This is a genomic window from Microbacterium sp. ARD31 (assembly GCF_031844425.1).
The window spans coordinates 302,534-321,392 of sequence record NZ_JAUZVE010000005.1 but is presented as its reverse complement, the minus strand read 5'-3'; the positions used below and the strand labels follow the sequence as shown (position 1 = coordinate 321,392).

Annotated in this window: 17 protein-coding genes; 9 read left to right on the top strand and 8 right to left on the bottom strand. The window is 71.4% G+C overall.

All coding sequences use genetic code 11. From position 1 onward, the window contains the following. Window positions 1-101 precede the first annotated feature (101 nt). From Q9S36_RS17035 to Q9S36_RS17025, 3 genes are all read left to right on the top strand, one after another. Complete coding sequence (locus Q9S36_RS17035) at window positions 102-767, top strand: hypothetical protein (RefSeq protein ID WP_311286150.1); 666 nt, start codon at window positions 102-104, stop codon at window positions 765-767. A 118-nt stretch (window positions 768-885) separates the two neighbouring features. Continuing rightward, complete coding sequence (locus tag Q9S36_RS17030; RefSeq protein WP_311286149.1) at window positions 886-2,196, top strand: aspartate aminotransferase family protein; 1,311 nt, start codon at window positions 886-888, stop codon at window positions 2,194-2,196. A gap of 85 nt (window positions 2,197-2,281) precedes the next feature. Further along, a complete protein-coding gene (locus Q9S36_RS17025) occupies window positions 2,282-3,814 on the top strand; it encodes a CoA-acylating methylmalonate-semialdehyde dehydrogenase (protein WP_311286148.1) in 1,533 nt (510 codons plus the stop codon). Between the two features lie 107 nt (window positions 3,815-3,921). On the opposite strand, the gene Q9S36_RS17020 is transcribed toward Q9S36_RS17025, so the two are convergent. Beyond that, on the bottom strand, window positions 3,922-4,566 hold the full coding sequence (locus Q9S36_RS17020; RefSeq protein ID WP_311286147.1) for a response regulator transcription factor: 645 nt from the start codon (window positions 4,564-4,566) through the stop codon (window positions 3,922-3,924). After that, window positions 4,563-5,780: a histidine kinase gene (locus Q9S36_RS17015; protein ID WP_311286146.1), complete on the bottom strand. Its 1,218-nt coding sequence runs from the start codon at window positions 5,778-5,780 to the stop codon at window positions 4,563-4,565. Before Q9S36_RS17015 ends, Q9S36_RS17020 begins: the two co-directional genes overlap by 4 nt. 165 nt (window positions 5,781-5,945) lie before the next feature. On the opposite strand from Q9S36_RS17015, the gene Q9S36_RS17010 reads away from it, so the two are divergent. After that, complete coding sequence (locus tag Q9S36_RS17010) at window positions 5,946-6,431, top strand: hypothetical protein (RefSeq protein WP_251451835.1); 486 nt, start codon at window positions 5,946-5,948, stop codon at window positions 6,429-6,431. On the opposite strand, the gene Q9S36_RS17005 is transcribed toward Q9S36_RS17010, so the two are convergent. Continuing rightward, on the bottom strand, window positions 6,421-7,401 hold the full coding sequence (locus Q9S36_RS17005) for a diacylglycerol kinase family protein (RefSeq protein ID WP_311286145.1): 981 nt from the start codon (window positions 7,399-7,401) through the stop codon (window positions 6,421-6,423). The two genes, Q9S36_RS17010 and Q9S36_RS17005, sit on opposite strands and share 11 nt — an antisense overlap. Before the next feature lie 9 nt (window positions 7,402-7,410). Continuing rightward, window positions 7,411-7,893, bottom strand: coding sequence for an Lrp/AsnC family transcriptional regulator (locus Q9S36_RS17000; protein WP_311286144.1), 483 nt, complete (start codon window positions 7,891-7,893; stop codon window positions 7,411-7,413). Between the two features lie 100 nt (window positions 7,894-7,993). Between Q9S36_RS17000 and Q9S36_RS16995 the strand changes: the two genes are divergently transcribed. Then, complete coding sequence (locus Q9S36_RS16995; RefSeq protein ID WP_311286143.1) at window positions 7,994-9,406, top strand: DUF6421 family protein; 1,413 nt, start codon at window positions 7,994-7,996, stop codon at window positions 9,404-9,406. Further along, window positions 9,403-10,068: an SDR family oxidoreductase gene (locus Q9S36_RS16990; protein ID WP_311286142.1), complete on the top strand. Its 666-nt coding sequence runs from the start codon at window positions 9,403-9,405 to the stop codon at window positions 10,066-10,068. The genes Q9S36_RS16995 and Q9S36_RS16990 overlap by 4 nt, the downstream gene beginning before the upstream one ends. Window positions 10,069-10,078: 10 nt before the next feature. Here the strand turns inward: Q9S36_RS16990 and Q9S36_RS16985 are convergent, their stop codons facing one another. Together Q9S36_RS16985 and Q9S36_RS16980 are read right to left on the bottom strand one after the other, a co-directional pair. Continuing rightward, complete coding sequence (locus tag Q9S36_RS16985) at window positions 10,079-11,035, bottom strand: rhamnan synthesis F family protein (RefSeq protein ID WP_311286141.1); 957 nt, start codon at window positions 11,033-11,035, stop codon at window positions 10,079-10,081. Then, window positions 11,032-12,429, bottom strand: coding sequence for an MFS transporter (locus Q9S36_RS16980; RefSeq protein ID WP_311286182.1), 1,398 nt, complete (start codon window positions 12,427-12,429; stop codon window positions 11,032-11,034). The genes Q9S36_RS16985 and Q9S36_RS16980 overlap by 4 nt, the downstream gene beginning before the upstream one ends. Window positions 12,430-12,627: 198 nt before the next feature. Here Q9S36_RS16980 and Q9S36_RS16975 point away from each other — a divergent pair, with 198 nt between their 5' ends. Further along, window positions 12,628-13,698: a low specificity L-threonine aldolase gene (locus tag Q9S36_RS16975; protein WP_311286140.1), complete on the top strand. Its 1,071-nt coding sequence runs from the start codon at window positions 12,628-12,630 to the stop codon at window positions 13,696-13,698. A gap of 10 nt (window positions 13,699-13,708) precedes the next feature. Here Q9S36_RS16975 and Q9S36_RS16970 read toward each other — a convergent pair whose 3' ends face one another. Then, on the bottom strand, window positions 13,709-15,625 hold the full coding sequence (locus tag Q9S36_RS16970) for a M3 family metallopeptidase (RefSeq protein WP_311286139.1): 1,917 nt from the start codon (window positions 15,623-15,625) through the stop codon (window positions 13,709-13,711). Window positions 15,626-15,651: 26 nt separating this feature from the next. Further along, window positions 15,652-16,239: an NUDIX hydrolase family protein gene (locus Q9S36_RS16965; RefSeq protein ID WP_251451854.1), complete on the bottom strand. Its 588-nt coding sequence runs from the start codon at window positions 16,237-16,239 to the stop codon at window positions 15,652-15,654. 63 nt (window positions 16,240-16,302) lie between these two features. On the opposite strand from Q9S36_RS16965, the gene Q9S36_RS16960 reads away from it, so the two are divergent. Then, a complete protein-coding gene (locus tag Q9S36_RS16960) occupies window positions 16,303-16,986 on the top strand; it encodes an alpha/beta fold hydrolase (RefSeq protein WP_311286138.1) in 684 nt (227 codons plus the stop codon). A 247-nt stretch (window positions 16,987-17,233) separates the two neighbouring features. Then, window positions 17,234-18,859, top strand: a complete 1,626-nt coding sequence (locus tag Q9S36_RS16955) for an ABC-F family ATP-binding cassette domain-containing protein (RefSeq protein ID WP_311286137.1) — start codon at window positions 17,234-17,236, stop codon at window positions 18,857-18,859.

Below are 18,859 nucleotides of genomic sequence, written 5' to 3'. Positions count from 1 at the left end.
TCGGGGCGCACCGCGGACCCGGCCCGGCGGGGATCGGGGGCAATGCTGTCCGCGGTGAGGGACGACCCCTCCCTGCAAGCGCTTGCACCTAGGATGAGCGCGTGCAGCTGCAACCCGAAGAACCACACGCCGGCCCCTGGACCGTTCGAACCCATGCGGAACTCGCCGCGCACCTCATCGGACGCGCGGCGGTGTCCGGCCGTCCCGCGATCGTCGCGGTCGATGGGCGCAGCGGCGCCGGCAAGAGCACGCTCGCGGATGCCCTGGCACGCGCGACAGGCAGCGCGCAGGTGGTGCATACCGACGACTTCGCGTGGCACGAGCCCTTCTTCGGGTGGGGGCGGGTGCTCCGCCCGGCGCTCGCGGAACTCCGGTCCACCGGGGCGCTCGAGTTCACACCGCCGGCGTGGGTCGCCCGTGGCCGCGACGGGTCGGTGCGGGTCCCGCCAGGACGGCGCCTGGTGATCGTGGAGGGTGTGGGCTCCTCGCAGCGCGAGGTCGCCGATCTGATCGACGCGGTGGTCTGGGTGCAGTCGGACGACGTCCTCACCGAGCAGCGCGGCATCGCCCGTGACCTCGCCGACGGCGTGAACGGCGACGAGGCGGAGACGGTCGCGTTCTGGCACGAGTGGATCGGCGCGGAGCGCCCTTTCCTCGCCGAGGATCGGCCGTGGGAGCGCGCGGACGTGATCGTGGCGGGCACGCCGGTGATGCCGACCGCCGTCGACGAGGTCGCGTGCGCGCCGGGCGCGCTGGTCGGCGGCTGACGCGCGCGTCGGCGCGGTCGTCCTCACAGACAGCGCACCGGACACTCCGGCCGCCGAGCGGGGGAAGCCAGACGAAACGCCCTTGACCCGTCGTCCGAGAACCGGGAACGTGGGCGGCATGACCGAAGACCTCGACGCCCTGGCGAAAGAGCTCGACCGCGATCACGTGTTCCACTCCTGGTCCGCGCAGGCGGGGCTCGATCTGCCTGTCATCGCCGGCGGGAAGGGCACGGTGGTGTGGGATCACGCCGGCCACCGGATGCTGGATTTCTCCAGCCAGCTGGTCAACGTCAACATCGGGCATCAGCACCCGGCCGTCGTCGCCGCCATTCAGGAGCAAGCGGGACGGCTGGCCACCATCGGACCGGCGACCGCGCACCTCGCGCGCGGCGAGGCCGCCGCACGCATCCTCGGCAAGGCCCCCGAAGGCTTCGCGAAGGTGTTCTTCACCAACGGCGGCGCCGATGCGATCGAGAACGCGATCCGCATGGCACGGCTCCACACGGGGCGCGACACCGTGCTGTCGACGTACCGCTCGTACCACGGCAACACCGGTGCGGCGATCGTCGCGACGGGTGACTGGCGACGGATGCCGAACCAGTACGCCCGCGGACACGTGCACTTCTTCGGCCCCTACCTCTATCGCAGCGAGTTCTGGGCGACCACGCCCGAGGAAGAGGGCGCGCGCGCCCTCCGGCACCTGGAGCGCATGATCCAGTCCGAGGGCCCCGAGACCATCGCCGCCGTCCTGCTGGAGTCGGTTCCCGGCACCGCCGGCATCCTCATCCCTCCGCCCGGCTACCTCGCCGGCGTCCGCGCCCTGTGCGACCGCTACGGGATCGTGCTCATCCTCGACGAGGTCATGGCCGGATTCGGGCGCACCGGCCGCTGGTTCGCCTTCGAGGGCCACGACGTCGTGCCCGACCTCATCACCTTCGCCAAGGGGGTGAACTCCGGCTACGTGCCGGTGGGCGGCGTGATCATCTCGGCGCCGATCGCGGCGACTTTCGACGAATGGGTCTTCCCGGGGGGACTGACCTACTCCGGGCACCCCCTGGCCGCGGCATCCATCGTCGCCGCCATCGACGCCATGGAATCCGAGGGCATCGTCGACCACGCCGCGGCCATCGGCGAGAGCGACATCGGCCCGGGCCTGCGCGCACTCGCCGAGCGGCACGACGTCATCGGCGAGGTGCGCGGCGAGGGCGTGTTCTGGGCGCTGGAGTTCGTCGCCGACCGGCAGACCCGCGAGCCCGTCCCCGCGGCGTTCATCGGGCGTCTCAAGGGCGAGCTCGTCGCGCGGGGCCTGCTGCCTTTCGTCGCCGAGAACCGGGTGCACGTCGTGCCCCCGTGCGTCGTCACCGCCGACGAGGTCGGTCAGGCGATGGAGATCTACGACGACGCGCTCACGGCGGTCGCGGCCGGATGAGCCCGCCGGCCCGCTTGCGGCCGCCGCGCGCGGGCGCACACTGGTATGAGGCCCTCACGAGGGGTCTCCGATGGAGAGGACGAAGATGACCGACACCACGACTCTGGAGCAGACCCCGCGGTCCGCCACCGCGATCGTCGACCACTGGGTGGGGGGCGCCGCCTGGCCGGGTGAATCCGACCGCACCGGCGAGGTGTTCAACCCCGCGCTCGGCTCGGTGCAGCGGGAGGTGCGCATGGCGACCGCCGGCGACGTCGAGCAGGCCGTCGCCGTCGCGGTGGACGCCGCCGCCGTGTGGGCGGACACGTCGATCGCGAAGCGCCAGCAGGTGATGTTCGCGTTCCGCGAGATCGTCAACCAGCGCAAGGACGAGCTCGCCCGGATCCTCACCAACGAGCACGGCAAAGTGCTCTCGGACGCGCACGGCGAGATCGCACGAGGTCTCGAAGTCGTCGAGTTCGCGTGCGGACTCGGGCACCTCACCAAGGGCGCGTACAGCGAGAACGTCTCGAGCGGCATCGACGTCTATACGCTGCGCCAGCCGCTCGGGGTCGTCGGCATCATCAGCCCGTTCAACTTCCCGGCCATGGTGCCGATGTGGTTCTTCTCCATCGCCCTCGCCGCCGGCAACGCCGTGATCCTCAAGCCCAGCGAGAAGGACCCGTCGGCGGCGAACTGGATGGCCGCCGCGCTCACCGAAGCCGGGCTCCCCGACGGCGTCTTCAACGTCGTCCACGGCGACAAGGTGGCGGTGGACGGCCTTCTCGAGCACCCGGACGTCCGGGCGATCTCGTTTGTGGGCTCGACCCCGATCGCCCGCTACGTCTACGAGACCGGCACGCGCGCCGGAAAGCAGGTCCAGGCTCTGGGCGGCGCGAAGAACCACATGCTGGTCCTCCCCGACGCCGACCTCGATCTGGCAGCGGATGCGGCAGTGAACGCGGGATTCGGATCGGCCGGTGAGCGCTGCATGGCCATCTCGGTCGTGCTCGCCGTCGACACGGTCGCCGACGCGCTGGTGGAGAAGATCGCCGATCGGATGTCGCGGCTGCGGACGGGCGACGGCATGCGGGGCTGCGACATGGGCCCGCTCATCACCGGCGTCCACCGCGACAAGGTGGCCTCGTACGTCGATGTCGCCGCCGGCGACGGCGCCACGGTCGTGGTCGACGGTCGCGGCATCGACGTCGACGGCGACCCGAACGGGTTCTGGGTCGGCCCCACCCTCATCGACCGGGTGCCGACCTCGTCTGCGGCCTACAAGGACGAGATCTTCGGACCGGTGCTGTCGGTCGTGCGCGTCGAGGGGTACCAGGAGGGTCTGGACCTCATCAACTCCGGCGCGTTCGGCAACGGCACGGCCATCTTCACCAACGACGGCGGCGCCGCCCGCCGGTTTCAGCGCGAGGTGCAGGTCGGCATGATCGGCATCAACGTGCCGATCCCGGTGCCGGTGGCCTACCACTCGTTCGGCGGCTGGAAGGCGTCGCTGTTCGGCGACGCCAAGGCGTACGGGCCCCACGGGTTCGACTTCTACACCGCCGAGAAGGCCGTCACCTCGCGATGGCTCGACCCGTCGCACGGCGGCATCAACCTGGGCTTCCCGCAGCACACCTGATCCGGTGGCACCGGGCGCAGGGGCACCGCCCGAAGCGCCCGGTGCCCCGAAGAGCCCGGTGGCATCGGAGAGCCCGGTGGCACCGCAGACCCCGGTGCGCCGGGGCGCTAGATCCAGCCCTGCTCCCACGCCCTGTCGGCGGCCTCGCGCCGTGACGGCGCGTCCAGCTTGATCATCGCCGAGGACAGATAGTTCCGGACCGTTCCCGGTGCCAGGTGCAGCTGCGCTGCGATCTGCTGCACGCTGAGGGTCGAGCGGCTGTGGCGGAGGACATCCAGCTCGCGGTCGGTCAGCGGGCTGCGTTCGGCGGTGAGGGCGACCGCGGCGATCTCGGGATCGATGTAGCGTCGCCCGGCGGCGACCGTGCGGATGACGTCGGCAAGCTGCTCCGCCGGCGTGGACTTCGGCACGAAACCGGACACCCTGGCCGCCAGGGCTCGCCTCAGCACCCCGGGGCGCGCATGCCTCGTGACGATGATCACCCTCGAGGGCACCGAGGCGAGGATCCGCCCGGCCGCTTCCAGCCCATCGGCCTCGGGCATCTCGAGGTCGAGCAGGCACACGTCGGGGCGATGACGCCTCGCCTCCTCGACGGCTCGCGCGCCGTTGTCCGCCGTGGCGACGACCTCGATGTCGGGCTCGAGCTGCAGCAGAGCGACCAGGGCACCGCGGATGAGGTGCTCGTCGTCGGCGACGAGCAGACGGATGCCGCCTTCCCCGCTGCCGGCCGGTGTCGGCGTCGCCGTGTTCACGACACGCCTTCCTCGGCGGAGACCGCCGCGCGCGCCTCGGGCGAGGCGGACTCCGGCACGACGGCCTGCAGCACGAATCTCCCACCCTCGATCCCCGCCTCGAGCGTCCCGCCCATCGCCACGATGCGCTCCCGCAGCCCGGCCAGTCCCGTGCCCGCCGTCCTCGCCGACGGCGCGAGCGGCACCGAGGCGGGGTCGGTCACCCCGTCGTTGACGATGCGAAGCAGCCAGCCGCCCGTCTGGCGGTCGCGTCCGGTGGCGATGACGACCTCGGCGGCGTCGCTGTGACGCAGGATGTTCGTCGTCGCCTCGCGGACGGTGAGGGCCAGGACGCTGCGGATGGCCTCGTCGGCGGGAAGGCCGTCGGATCGCAGCACGCACCGCGCTCCCGTCGCACCGAGGACCTCGCGGGCATTGTGGAGTTCGTCATCGAGCGAGACCCGGCGGTAGCCGGCCACCAGGGAGCGGGTTTCGGCGAGCGCCCGATGCGCGATGGTGCGCACGTCGTGCAGGTTCTCGCGTGCCGCCTCGACGTCGACCGGGAGCAGTCGTTCGGCGAGCTCCGCCTTCAACGAGATCACCTGGAGATGATGCCCCTGTATGTCGTGCAGGTCGGAGGCGAATCGCAGTCGCTCACGCGCGACGGCGAGGGCGGCGGCGGCGCGCCGATGCTCGTCGAGCTCGACCACCACCTCCCAGAACCAGACGCTCGTCAGCAGCATGAAGGGCAGCATCGCGGCGTAGATCGCCGTCGGCCACGCACCGGACGAGGCGATGAAGGCGTGCGGGGGCGTCGTGATCGCTGCGGCGAGCGCGGCGTGTGCGACCAGGGCGACGGCAGCCACGGCCAGCAACGGCCATCTCCACCTGCGGTCGATCAGGCAGGCGACCAGGCACGACGCCGCCCACAGGGAAGCCGCCCCGAGAAAACCGGCGCCCGGCGTCGCGAGGGAGAGGATCCAGACCGCGGCGGCGAGCGCGACGAGCGCCACGGTCCATCCCGGCGCGGGCAGCCCCGCACCCCGGCCGCCGCGCAGATACCAGCAGAAGCGGATCTGCACCGCTCCCGCGGCCAGCTGAAGGACGATGATGGTCGCCATCAGAGCCTCGCTCTCCTGGCGGAACTCCTCGAGCATCATGAGCGCGACGAACACCGTGAAGAAGCCCATGAAGGCGACGATCGATCCGAGCGTGTAGAGCCATGTGGTGCGCACGCTGCGAGTGTCATCGGGGACCATCCCCCCGAGGGTAGACCAGTGACATCTGTCACGGTCCGCGGTGCGATTCCACCCGCTCTCCGGTGACGCGACGACACTGCCGCCGCCGCCGCCATGCGGCGCAGGATGGTCGTCGACCGTACCGGACCCCGAGAGGAAACCATGATCGCCGCCCTGCAGGACTTCGCCGCCTCCTTCCCCGACTACGTGCAATGGCTCGGGGTGCTGCTGGTGTCGGCCATCCCCTTCGTGGAGTCCTACTTCGGCTCCGTCATCGGGGTGCTCATCGGCCTGCCGACCCCGGTCGCGATCGGCGCGGCCGTCGTGGGCAACGTCGTCTCGATGCTCGCCTTCGTCCTGTCGGCGCACCGGGTGCGCTCGCGGGTGCTCGCCGGGCGCGGCGGCCCCGATGCCGACCCGGCGGAGTCGCCTCGTCGCCAGAAGCTGCGCCTCGCCTTCGATCGATACGGCGTGGCGGGAGTCAGCCTGCTGGGGCAGACGATCCTGCCGAGTCAGATCACGTCGGCCGCGATGGTGTCGTTCGGGGCCAGCAGGAACGCCGTGATCCTCTGGCAGATCGTCTCGATCGCACTGTGGGGCGTCGCGTTCGGCATCCTTGCCACCCTGGGCGTCGAGCTCACCCGCTGACGGGCTCGGGGGCGAAGACGGTCACGGCGTGCGGGATCGCCGTGCAGCGCAGCGCGAAGTCGCCGTTCTGGGGCTCCAGCTCCCCGTCGTGCACATAGAGCGACGGATGGCCGGGACCGGGCCGAACCGTCATCTGGAATGTCGACACCACCAGGCGCTCCACGTCCGACCGCGGCGGCATGAGCCGCAGCGCGCGCAGCACCGCGGCGGTCCGGCGCCCGAACGCGAGCGCGGCGATCGCGCGCAACCGTGATCCGCGGGCGTGATGGATGCGCACGTCGAGGGTGGCCTCCTCGAGGCTCTCGCGCTGCATCGACGCGACCCGTCGCGGATCGTTGCGTCCGACACCCACGAAGACCGACCACACCCGGGCCCTCCGGCCGTCGCGCACGATCTCGATCGGCTCGGCGGTGCGCATCGACCGCCACGCGGCCACGATGCCGCCGAGCCACTTGCCGAGATGTGCGCGCCGGCGGTCGCGCTCGTCGATGAGCTCCGGGTAGACGCCCACAGAGACCGCGTTGAGCGCCAGCCGCGGCGCATCGTCGCCCGCAGCGACCTCGACGGCGCTGACGTGTCGTGTCGTCCCGGCCTCGTACGCGTCCAGTGCGGCGCCGACATCGTCCATCCCCGCCGTGCGGGCGAAGTGGTTGAAGGTCCCCCCGGGGAGCACGAGGAGAGGCAGCCCGTGCGCGCGTGCGAGGTCCGCCATCCGCGCGACCGAGCCGTCACCGCCGTAGACGCCGAGCACCGTCGGAGCGGGATCGGTCCGCATCGCGGCATCCACCGCGTCGGCCATGTCCTCGGACGGACCGAGCTCGTGGACGCGGGCGCCGGGGAGCCGGTCCCCGAGGTCTTCTCCCCCGAAGCGGATGACGTCGGCCCCGGACCGCGCGTTGCGGACGACGAGCAGCCCGCGCCCGCGCTCGGGATCGGCGGGGCGCGCGCGGTCGTCGGCAGGCGTGGGCATCGACTGAGGCTAGCCCACCGCTGTCGGCAGCAGGGGGCGGTTCTCGTAGAAGGTCTGCAGGACGACGGTCGTTCGGGTGCTGACGGCGGCCGACTGGCGGATGTCGCGGATGAGCGTCTCGAGATCGCGCGGCGTCGCCACGCGGACGAAGAGGATGTAGCTGGCGTTGCCGGCGATCGAGTGACACGCCTCGATCTCGGTGAGGTGCGCCAGCTGCTCGGGGGCGGTGTCCGGTTGCGCGGGGTCGAGCGGGGTGATCTCGATGAAGGCCGCGAGCGGCTTGCCGACCGCTTCGGGGTCGACGACCGCACGGTAGCCGGTGATGACGCCGCGGGTCTCGAGACGCTTCAATCGCGCCTGCACCGCAGACACCGACAGTCCCACCACCGTCGACAGGTCGCCCAGCGTGGTGCGGGCGTTCCGCGACATCTCTCGCACGATGACGGCGTCGACGGGATCGTCGACGCGTGAAGGGTCGGAAGCAGCGCTCATGGCGTCCAGGGTAAGCCCGAACCGTAAATTTTCCTGTGCGAGAGCGCCGCGCCGGGATGATCTTTAGAATCGCAGGCGACCCGTTCCGTGATGGAGAGACATGACGATCACCACCCCCACGTCCCCCGCGTCGGCCCCCTCGACGACCGTCGCCGTCGAGGAGACCCCCTCGTGGCGCGCCCTGAAGTCCGCGACGACGGCGCTGCAGGCCTTCCAGGTGAAGGACGGTTCGATCCCGGATGCCGCGCACCACGCCGCGGCCCGCACCCACGTCGAGGTGATCACGACGGCGATCGACGACCTGCGGCCGCTCTTCCCGCATGACGAGGATTACCTCGCCGCGGCGATCCGCGATCTCGGACGGTGGGCCGGTGGCGGATTCGGTGTCCCCGACTTCCTCGACTCCCTGGTGGCGTTCCAGCCGCAGCAGCATCGCGTCGACGGACTGCGCCACCTGGTGGTCTTCCCGATGTACACGCAGAACGGCTCCACCGACCGCCGCCTCGAGGCCGTCCTCGTCGAGGTGATCTGGCCGGAGTTCATCGCACGGCTCGAATCCGAGTACACCAACGCGCTGTTCGTGTCACTGCGCCTGGTGGATTTCACGCCCGGCTACGACACCAACTCCGCCGTGCTCTTCCCCGAGACCGTCGCCATGCGCGAGGTCCCGACCTTCACGTGGGGTGCGATCTTCCAGGACCGCGAGGCGGCCCGGTACCGCCGAGTCGTACGGGCCGCCGCCGAGATCACCAAGCTCGATCTGCCGGCGGACGCGGCACGCATGCTCGATGACCAGGAGCTCACCGAGAAGACGTTCGTGATGTGGGACATCATCCACGACCGCACGCACATGCGCGGCGACCTGCCGTTCGATCCGTTCATGATCAAGCAGCGCATGCCGTTCTTCCTGTACTCGCTCGAGGAGCTCCGCTGCGACCTGACGGCGTTCCGCGAGTGCGTGGCGATCCAGCGCCGGCTGCAGGGCCGCCTCGACGACGGTGCAGACCTCGACGACGCCGAGCGCGAGATGCGGGAGCACGCCGGCCTGGTCCAGTACGCCGTGCTCTTCGACCGCATCTTCCGGTTCGCCATCACCGGCACGCGCGTGCGGAACTACGACGGTGTGGGAGGACAGCTGCTGTTCGCGTGGCTGCACCAGCGCGGGGTGCTGCACTGGACGGACACGGCTCTGACGATCGACTGGGACGGCGTCCCGGACGCGGTCATGGCCCTCGGCGATGCCATCGACGAGCTGTACTGGCGCTCGATCGACCGGCCCAAGACCGCTCATTGGCTCGCCGCCTACGAGCTCGTCCGCGCAGTGCTCACTCCGCACCCCGCTTCCGCGTGGGCACGAGGCCTGCCCGACGACGTGCTCGCCGGGGCACCGAAGGGCTTCACCGACGCGGTGCTGGACGACGAGTTCCCCCTGTCGATGTTCTACGAGGCGCTCGAGAAGAAGATGCGGGCCGTCATCGACTCCACGGCCGGCATCACGGGCCGCGACCGGTGACCGTCGCCGGGCGCACGGTGCTGCTGGCGGGCGCGACCAGCGCGGTCGGGCTCGCCACCGCGCGCGCACTCGCCCGGGCGGACGCGCGGGTCGTCGCCGTCGGCCGCGACCGGGGCAAGCTCGACGTTCTGGCCGAGGCCGTGCCCGGCATCGTCACCGTGGCGTGCGATCTCACGGATGAGGCCGATGTCGACCGACTCGCCACCCGTGTGCATGAGGGGCAGGACACCGTCGACGGGCTCGTGCATCTGGTGGGCGGCTGGCGGGGCGGTGGCGGGCTCGCGGGACAGACCGAAGCGGACTACCGGTTCCTCGAGAGGTCGCTGACCGCCCTCCGGCATGTCTCCCGCGCCTTCGACGACGACCTGCGCGGGTCGGATGCGGGGCGATCGGCGATCGTCTCGTCGCCCGCGGTGTCGCGTCCCCTCGCGGGGGGCGCGAACTACGCGGCGGTCAAGGCCGCGAGCGAGGCCTGGGCCCGGGCCGTGGCGCAGGGGTTCGCGAAGGATGCGCGAGATCGCGCTGCGACGCCGAGCGCGGCATCCGTCATCTTCCGTGTGAACTCCCTCGACCCGCTCGTGGAGGAACTCGCCGATGCGGTCGTCGGGCTCTGGAACACCGACGCCGCCGCGCTCAACGACACCGTGATCGAGCTGACCTGACCCGCGTGCGTCACGCCCGATAACGCAGACCCTGCGGCTGGGATCGCTGCGTCGCCTGCCAGCGGTCCGCATAGGCGTGGTCGGTGCGTGCGAGATACTCCCGCACCCCGTCGAACGCGACCGGGTGCCGGCGCTCGAGCATCGACAGAAGATGCGGTGTGCCGAGGCCGTACGGGTCATCGCGCAGCACCGAGAGCTTCACCGCCGGGAGCCGCGAACGCGTGCCGAGCGCACGATCGGCCAAGGCCGCCGAGACGTTCCACTCGGGCTGCCGCGCGCGCTGCACCGTGCGTCGCGCCCACCCCGCCACGCGCCGCCACCTGCGGTCGCGGACGTGCGCGGCGACCTCGGCGCCGTGGGCACGCGCGGCGCCGATCAGGCGGTCGCGGAGACCAGGTCGATAGAACGCCCCGATGGACAGGCCGCCGTCACGCATCGCGGTGCCGAGTCCGACCTCGGACGACGCGATGACCTGGTCGCGGTCCGCGTCGACGTCGACCGTGCGCCAGAACGCGGAGAAGGCGGGGGATGCCAGCGCCCGCGGGCCGAACACCAGGAAGTAGGACTGCAGGTGGGGCGCGAAACCGTAGCCAGGGGTGAGTCCCCACACGTCCGCGGCGCGGCGCCCGAGGATCTTGTCGAAGGGGACCAGAGGCAGGACGGCGCTGTCGTTGACGACGATCAGCTCTTCCAGCGTCGAGAGGTCGAGCAGGTCGATCCCGGCGCGGTAACCGGCGAAGTCATGGCCGGTGTTGGCGCGTTCGAAGACTTCGACGCCCGCGGGCAGGCGGCCGCGCGTCTCGGCGTCGATGCCGGACGTCGAGACCACGACCACGCGCGCCGCGACGAGGGCCAGGGCATCGATGAGACGCACGACGTGGGGCGCGACGGCGCCGTCGGCGTCGAAGTGCGCGAGCACCGCAGCACGGCGGTCGCGGCCGACGGGGCGCCGGTGAGCGGCGGTCATCCTCCGACGCGGTCCGGGGTGTCGGGTGCGCCCGCCGCCACCGCCCTCGCCGTCGTGCCGGCTGCGGGCTCGGTGCCCGCAGCCTCGTCAGGGCGCACGGACCCCGTCGTGCCCTGGAAGCTCTCGGACAGCAGGCGGTAGGACCGCGTCGTGAAGGCCAGAAGGGCGAGGGCCACCATGATGAGGCCCGCGAAGAAGAACACCAGCGCGATCCCGCGGGCCTCGCCGTCGCCCAGGAGCCACCCCCACGTCCGCTCCCCCTCGTCCGTACGCATGAACGGGATGATCATGAACTCGGCGATGGGAGCGATCAGGAAGGCCGTGACGGGCGCCGCGGCGGACTCGACCGCAGCGGCGAAACCGAACACGCGACCCTGGCGCCGGAACGGCACCACCTTCTGGATCACCGTCTGCTCGGCCGACTCGACCACCGGGATGATCACCATGTACAGCCAGATCCCGACGGCGTACAGCCACCACCACTCGCGGATCGTGAAGAACGCACCCAGCAGGCCCATCACGATAACGATCCGCAGCATCGTGCGGATCGGGTTGCGCCCGAGCCCGAACTTGGCCACCAGCAGTCCGCCGATGATGAACCCGGTCGCGGTGACGCCGAGCACGATCCCCCAGATCTGCACCGGGAACAACGTGAGTCCGTAGGGATCCATGAGCGCCATGTAGACGCCGCCGATGAGGTTGTTGAACGTGGAGAAGATGATGAGCGCGAACAGTCCCTGCACGGCGCGGACGGCGGCGATGCTGCCCTTGAAGTCGATCGCCGACCTGCTGCCGTCGGCGATCGGCTGCTCCTCGGGGATCCGCAGCAGCAGCAGATGCCCGAGCGCGGCAGCGGTCAGCACGATCGAGATCAGCAGGGTCCAGCCCATCCCGAGGAAGCCGATCGCCAGGCCGGAGAAGACGCTCGTGACGATGAACGCCACACCCTGCACGGTCCCGACGAGTCCGTTCGCGTTGGCATGACGCTCGACCGGGACGAGCAGGGTCACGGTGGTCGACAAGGCGATGTTGCGCATGTGCTCGACGACCGAGCCGAACAGGATGGTGCCCGCGAACACCCAGAACCACGGCCCGCCCAGGTCGACGAGCGCGGACTCGGGCTGCAGCAGGTATACGCCCCCCGCGACGAGGAACGACGCGAGACTGACGACGCTCGAGAGCACCATGACGGCGTGCTTGCGGTGCCGGTCGACGATGGTGCCGAAGAGCATCGCGAAGAAGGCGATCAGCAGCATGTAGGCGCCGCCGATGATGCCGGTGGCCAGCACCGAGCGCGTCTCGAGGTACACCCAGAAGGTCAGCGCGAACCACAGGAAGCTCGTGGTGATGTTCGCGGCGGCGGTGTTGACCAGCACGTGCGCGAACGTGCGCATCCCACCCGGCGGCGGCTGCACGGCGCTCTGCGTCTCGGCGCTCGGCGTCTCGGCGCCGTGGGGCGCGGCGTTCTGCGGCGATGGCGGCGACGCGTCGTCCGCAGACGGAGGAGTTTCGGTCACGATCGCGAGGGTACTCCCGCCCGGCGACATCCGCCTCGGTGCCCTCGGCCCGCGGGGGCCTTAGGCTGGGACGTCGTGACCACGATCCACGACCCGAACGTCCGGGGCTTCGCCTCGGACAACTACTCCGGAATCCACCCCGAGGTGCTCTCCGCCATCGCAGCGGCCAACGACGGCCACCAGGTGGCGTACGGGGAAGACGACTACACCGCGCGGCTCCAGCAGGTGATGACCGGACACTTCGGCGACGGCGTGACCGCCTTCCCCGTCTTCAACGGCACCGGGGCGAACGTGGTCGGTCTGCAGTCCATGCTGCCGCGATGGGGGGCGGTGATCGCCGCGGCATCCGCCCACATCAACGTGGACGAGGGCGGAGCCCCGGAGCGCGTGGCGGGCATCAAGCTGCTCACGGTGCCGACGACGGACGGCAAGCTCACCCCCGACCTCATCGACCGCGAGGCCTGGGGCTGGGGCGACGAGCACCGCGCGCAGCCTCTCGTGGTGTCGATCACCCAGTCCACCGAGCTCGGCACGCTCTACACCGCCGACGAGATCCGCGCGATCGCCGATCACGCCCACGCCCGCGGTATGCGACTGCACATGGACGGCGCCCGCATCTCCAACGCCGCCGCCGCGCTCGACCTGCCGCTGCGCGCCTTCACGCGCGACGCCGGCGTGGACGTGCTGAGCTTCGGCGGGACGAAGAACGGGGCGATGCTCGGCGAGGCGATCGTGGTGCTCGACCCCGCGGCGGCCGACGGCCTGGTGTTCCTGCGCAAGCTCAACATGCAGCTGTCGTCGAAGATGCGCTTCGTGTCGGCGCAGCTGGTGGCGCTGCTGGAGGGCGACCTGTGGCTGCGCAACGCGCGGCACGCCAACGCCATGGCCCAGCGCCTGCGCCAGGGCGTCGAGTCCGGCCTACAGGACGGGTCGATCCGGGGCGTCTCGTTCAGCCAGCCGACGCAGGCCAACGGCGTGTTCGCCGTCCTGCCCGCCGGCGTCGCCGACCGGCTGCGGGAGTCGTTCCGCTTCTACGATTGGGACGCGGCGCGCAACGAGGTGCGGTGGATGTGCTCCTTCGACACGACCGAGGCCGACATCGACGCGTTCGTCGCGGCGATCGCCCGCGAGACCTCCGCGGCCTGACCGCGGCGGGTCACTCCCCCGCGAGCCAGGCGCGGTACGCCTCGAACGACGTCGGACGGCCGAGGAACGACTCCACGAGGTCGCGGGCGTCGCGGCTGCCGCCGGGCTCGAGGATCTCGGCGCGGTACCGGGCCGCGGTGTCGGGGTTCATGAGGTCTCCCCCGAACGCCGACAGCAGGTCCCGGGCGATGACGAGGCTCCACTGGTACGTGTAGTAGCACGCGCCGTAGCCCGTGAGGTGTCCGAACCCGGCGTAGGAGTGCCGGCCCGCGAGCGGCTGGACCGGACTGGTCTCGGCGTAGATGCGCTCGGTCGCCGCCTGCAGGTCCGCGGGTCGCTGCACGTGCAGGCGGTACGAGACGCTCGCATGGCCGAGCTGCCGCCGCACCTCGAGCGCGCGACCGAAGGCGTCGGCGGTGCGCATGCGGGCGACGAGGTCGGCCGGGATCGGCTCCCCCGCTTCGTTCGAGGTGAAGCGCGCGAGGACGGCCGGATCCCACGCCCACTCCTCGAGCAGCTGACTGGGCGCCTCGACGAAGTCCCACTCGGTCGCGACGCCGCTGAAGCGGGCCCACCGCTGGTCGCCGCCGAGGATCCCGTGCACGAGGTGGCCGAACTCGTGGAAGAAGGTCACGACCTCGTCGTGCGTCATGAGGCCCCGGGCGAAGTTGCACAGCAGCACCGACTCGGGAAGCTGCCGGCCGCGGACCCCGGGAACCAGCCCGAAGCACGCCGCGTGACTGAACTTGCCGTCGCGCGGATGCATGTCGAGGTGGATGCGGCCCAGTCGCACCCCGCCGCGCAGCACGTCGTACGAGTGGACGTCCTCGTGCCACGCCCCGGCGTGGACCGGCACGTACTCCACGTCCAGCAACGCCGACGTCGTCTCGAGCACGCCCGGGAGCACCCGCTCGAAGCGGAAGTAGGACCGCACCTCCTGCGCATCCACGCCGTGGCGCTCGTTCTTCAGCGCACCCAGCACGTACCAGAAGTCGGCGATCGTGACCGCCTGCGCAGTGGGGTCGTCCTGCCGCAGACGCGCGAGCAGCTCGGGATACTCCGCATCTGCCGCGGCGGCGGACGCGGCATCCAGCCGATCCAGGAACCTCGGGATCTCCGCACCGGCGCCGATCATGCGCGGCTCGGTCTCGTAATCGGCCCAGTCGGTGTAGCCGAGGAGTGCGGCGCGCTCGGCCCTCACCTCGAGGAGCTCGGTCAGGACGGGGTCGTTGTCCGGCCACGCGAGGTCGTTGTAGGCGCCGACGAGGGCGGCGCGCGTCGCTCGGTCGCCGGCATATTCCCGCACCGGCATGAGGTCGGGATAGTCCGTGGTGAGGGCGACGAGACCGTCGTCGCCGACCGGGTGGGACTCGATGAAGTCCCTGGGCAGCCCGGCAAGGGCCTCGGGTGCCACGCGTATCTCACGCCGCCCCTCGCGGATGTTGCGCGAGAACGTGAGGCTCAGCGCGGTATCGCGCTCGGTGAGCTCGCGCACGCGCTCGCGGGAGGCGTCGTCGAGATCGACGCCGCCCCGGCGGAAGTCCCGCCGGATGTGGGCGAGCAGCCGCCGCGCATCCTCGGGCAGGCCGTCATGCGCGGCGTGTGCGAACGCCGCCCACAGCCGTCGGTCCAGCAGGCGGCCGTTCGATACGGCTTCGGTCAGCTCCACCTGCGCCTCGGCGGTCGCGCGCACCGACGCGTCGGGGTGCGATTCGCTGATGAGATACGACTCGTGCAGCGCCTCGGCGAGCGCGAGCTCGGCGTCGTTCCACAGCTCGAGGAGGTCGAGCACGCCGCGATCGGCCGGCTCGCGCAGCGTCGCGTCGATCGTCTCGACGAGCGCGCGTCGCTCGGCGGGCCGATCGGCGGCGAAGGCGAGCCAGCCGTCGAGGTCGGCGGGGAAGGTCAGCGGTTCGAGGCCGGTCATCCTCCGAGCCTATGCGGGCCGCGGTGTCAGCGCAGCGCGCCGACGCTGGCCAGCGCGAGCCGCACGAGCGTGCCGCGACCGCCCTCCATCTCGGAGGCCAGCGCGTCCGAGGACGCCTCCTCGGGCGACAGCCAGGTGACCTCGAGCGCGTCCTGTCGCGGTTCGCACGTGCCGGTGACCGGCACGACGAACGCCAGCGAGACCGCGTGCTGCCGGTCGTCGTGGAACGCGCTGACACCGGGGATGGGGAAGTACTCGGCGACGGTGAACGGCACCGGCTGCGGCGGCAGCATCGGGAACGCCATGGGGCCGAGGTCGTTCTCGAGGTGGCGGAAGAGGGCGTCGCGCACCGTCTCGCCGTAGCGGATGCGTCCCGACACGATGGTCCGGGTGATCTCGCCGACGGGGGTGGCCCGCAGCAGGATCCCGACCTGCGTCACCTGCCCCATGCCGTCGGTTCGCACCGGGATGCCTTCGACGTAGAGCATCGGCATCCGTCGGCGGGCCTCGGCGAGTTCGATGTCGCTCAGCCATGCCGGGTTCGACACGTTGCCCGGCGGCGGGCCGAAGGGCTCGTCGCCGGCGGGCTCGGGATCAGGGGTGCGCACCGACATGCCTCTTGTATACCCCCTCGGGGTCGGGATGCCGCGTCGTACCCCGGTGGCAGGATGGCAGGCATGTCGGAACCGCTCTCCCTCGACACGGCAGCCGTGCTGTGGTCGCACGAACCCGCCGACCGTCCCGGGCGCCACCTCCTGGTGCTCCTCCACGGCTACGGGGCGGACGAACACGACCTGTTCGGCCTTCGTCCCCACCTTCCCGACGATGTCGTCGTCGCCGCCCCGGCGGCCCCGCTCGCGCCGCCGTGGCCGTCTCCCGGACGGTCCTGGTATCCGATCGAGGGGCTCGACGGCCGCGACCCGGCACGCGTCACGGCGGCGGCCCACGCCCTGGTGGACTGGATCGAGGCACAGGCGGCGGATGCGGCATCCGTCGGTCTGCTGGGATTCTCGCAGGGCGCCGCGGTGGCTCTTCAGGCTCTGCGGCTCGCGCCCGCCCGCTTCGCGTATGCGGTCAACCTCAGCGGGTACGTCGCGCCCGGGCCGTTGCCGGGCGACGCCGAACTCGCCGAGCGACGGCCGGCGGTGTTCTGGGGTCGGGGATCGCGCGACGACGTCATCCCCGCGGCCATGATCGCCCACACGGTGGAGTGGCTCCCGGCCCACGCCGATCTTTCAGGACGCGTGTACGAGGGGCTCACCCACAGCGTGTCGGAGCAGGAGCTCGCCGACGTGCGGACCTTCCTCGACAAGCAGCTTGCCGCGGTGAGCGCCTCGACATCCCCGCCCGATCCGCGCTAGAGTGTCTCGTCCTGTCCCCGACGTGAGGAAAGAACGTGACAGAGATCGTCGCGACCGCGCTGTGACCACGCGCTGATCCGTCGATCCCTTCGACGTGCCGGCGCCCCGTTCCTGCGCTGACCGTCGATCCGGCCGCTCTTTTCGAGCCCCCTCCACGTCCTCCCGGGTTCTCCGGCCACGCGTGCGTGCGGGACCTTCGTTCAGGCCGCCCCCGACACGTCAGCGCCCGCTGACCCCGGAGGCACTCATGCCCGCACCCCTCGCTTCATCCCCTACGGTCGTCCTCGACCGGCTCTCGTACCGCTGGCCCGACGGCTCCCCCGCTCTCGACGACGTGTCGGGCGCCATCGGATCGGGCCGCACCGGCCTCGTCGGCCGGAACGGCTCGGGAAAGTCCACCCTGCTGCGCCTCATCGCCGGCGACCTCACCCCGACCTCGGGGCACGTCGCACACACCGGCGAGGTCGCCTGGCTGCCGCAGCAGGTGACGCTGGACGTCGATCGCACCGTCGCCGATCTGCTCGGCGTCGGTACGGCCCTGCGCGCGCTCCGGCGCATCGAAGCCGGCGACCCCGACCCGCACAACTTCGACGAGGTCGGCACCGACTGGGACGTCCAGGCACGCGCCGAGGCCGCATTGGCCGACGCCGGCCTCGCCCCCGACATGCTCGACCGCCGCGCGGGAGAGCTCTCGGGCGGCGAGGTCGTCCTCGCCGCGATCACCGGGATCCGCTTGCGCGGGGCGCCCATCACCCTGCTGGACGAACCGACCAACAACCTCGATCGAGACGCGCGGACCCGGCTGTACGACCTCGTCACCCGGTGGCGCGGGGCCCTCGTCGTCGTCAGCCACGACGTCGCGCTGCTCGACCTGATGGACGAGACCGCCGAGCTCTACGGCGGCGGGCTGTCGGTGTTCGGCGGTCCGTACTCGCCGTGGCGCGCCTGGCTCGAGACCGAGCAGGACGCCGCGCGGCAGGCCGAGCGCGCGGCGGCGCAGGTGGTGCGTCGCGAGAAGCGCGAACGCATCGAGGCCGAGACCAAGCTCGCCCGCCGGGCCGCGTACGGCCGGAAGGCGCAGCTCGAGAAGCGGGTCCCGCCGATCGTCGCGGGCGGTCTCAAGCGCGCGGCCGAGGTGTCGGCGGGCAGGATGCGCACCGAGAAGAGTCAGCGCGAGGCGTCGGCGCGGTCTGCCCTGGATGCCGCGGAGCGCCGTGTCCGTGAGGACGACGCCGTGCGGATCGACCTGCCCGACCCCGGCGTACCCGCCGCACGGCGGCTGGCGACGCTGACGGACGGCGAGCGCACGCACATCGTGCAGGGCCCGGAGCGGGTCGCCCTGGTGGGCCCGAACGGGGTCGGCAAGACGACACTGCTCGAGCACCTCGTCGGAGCGGGGCGGGCCGACGAGACGGCATCCGTTGCGCACCGCGCCACGGCCCGCACCGACCGCATCGGCTATCTTCCGCAGCGGATCGACGGGCTGGATGACGAGTTGTCCGTCCTCGAGATCGTGCGAGCCGCCGCACCGGGCGTCGGCGATGTGGCGCTGCGCAACCGCCTCGCCCGCTTCCTCATCCGCGGCGCGGCGGTGGAGCGGCCGGTGGCCACGTTGTCCGGGGGCGAGCGGTTCCGTGTGGCGCTGGCCCGGCTGCTGCTCTCCGACCCTCCGCCGCAGCTGCTGGTGCTCGACGAGCCGACCAACAATCTGGACCTCGACACGGTGGATCAGCTGGTCGCAGCGCTGTCGGCCTATCGGGGTGCCGTGGTGGTGGTCAGCCATGACGATGTGTTCCTCTCGCGGATCGGCGTCGACCGGATGCTGCACCTGCAGCCCGACGGAACGCTGACCGCGGCAATCCTGACCACCTGA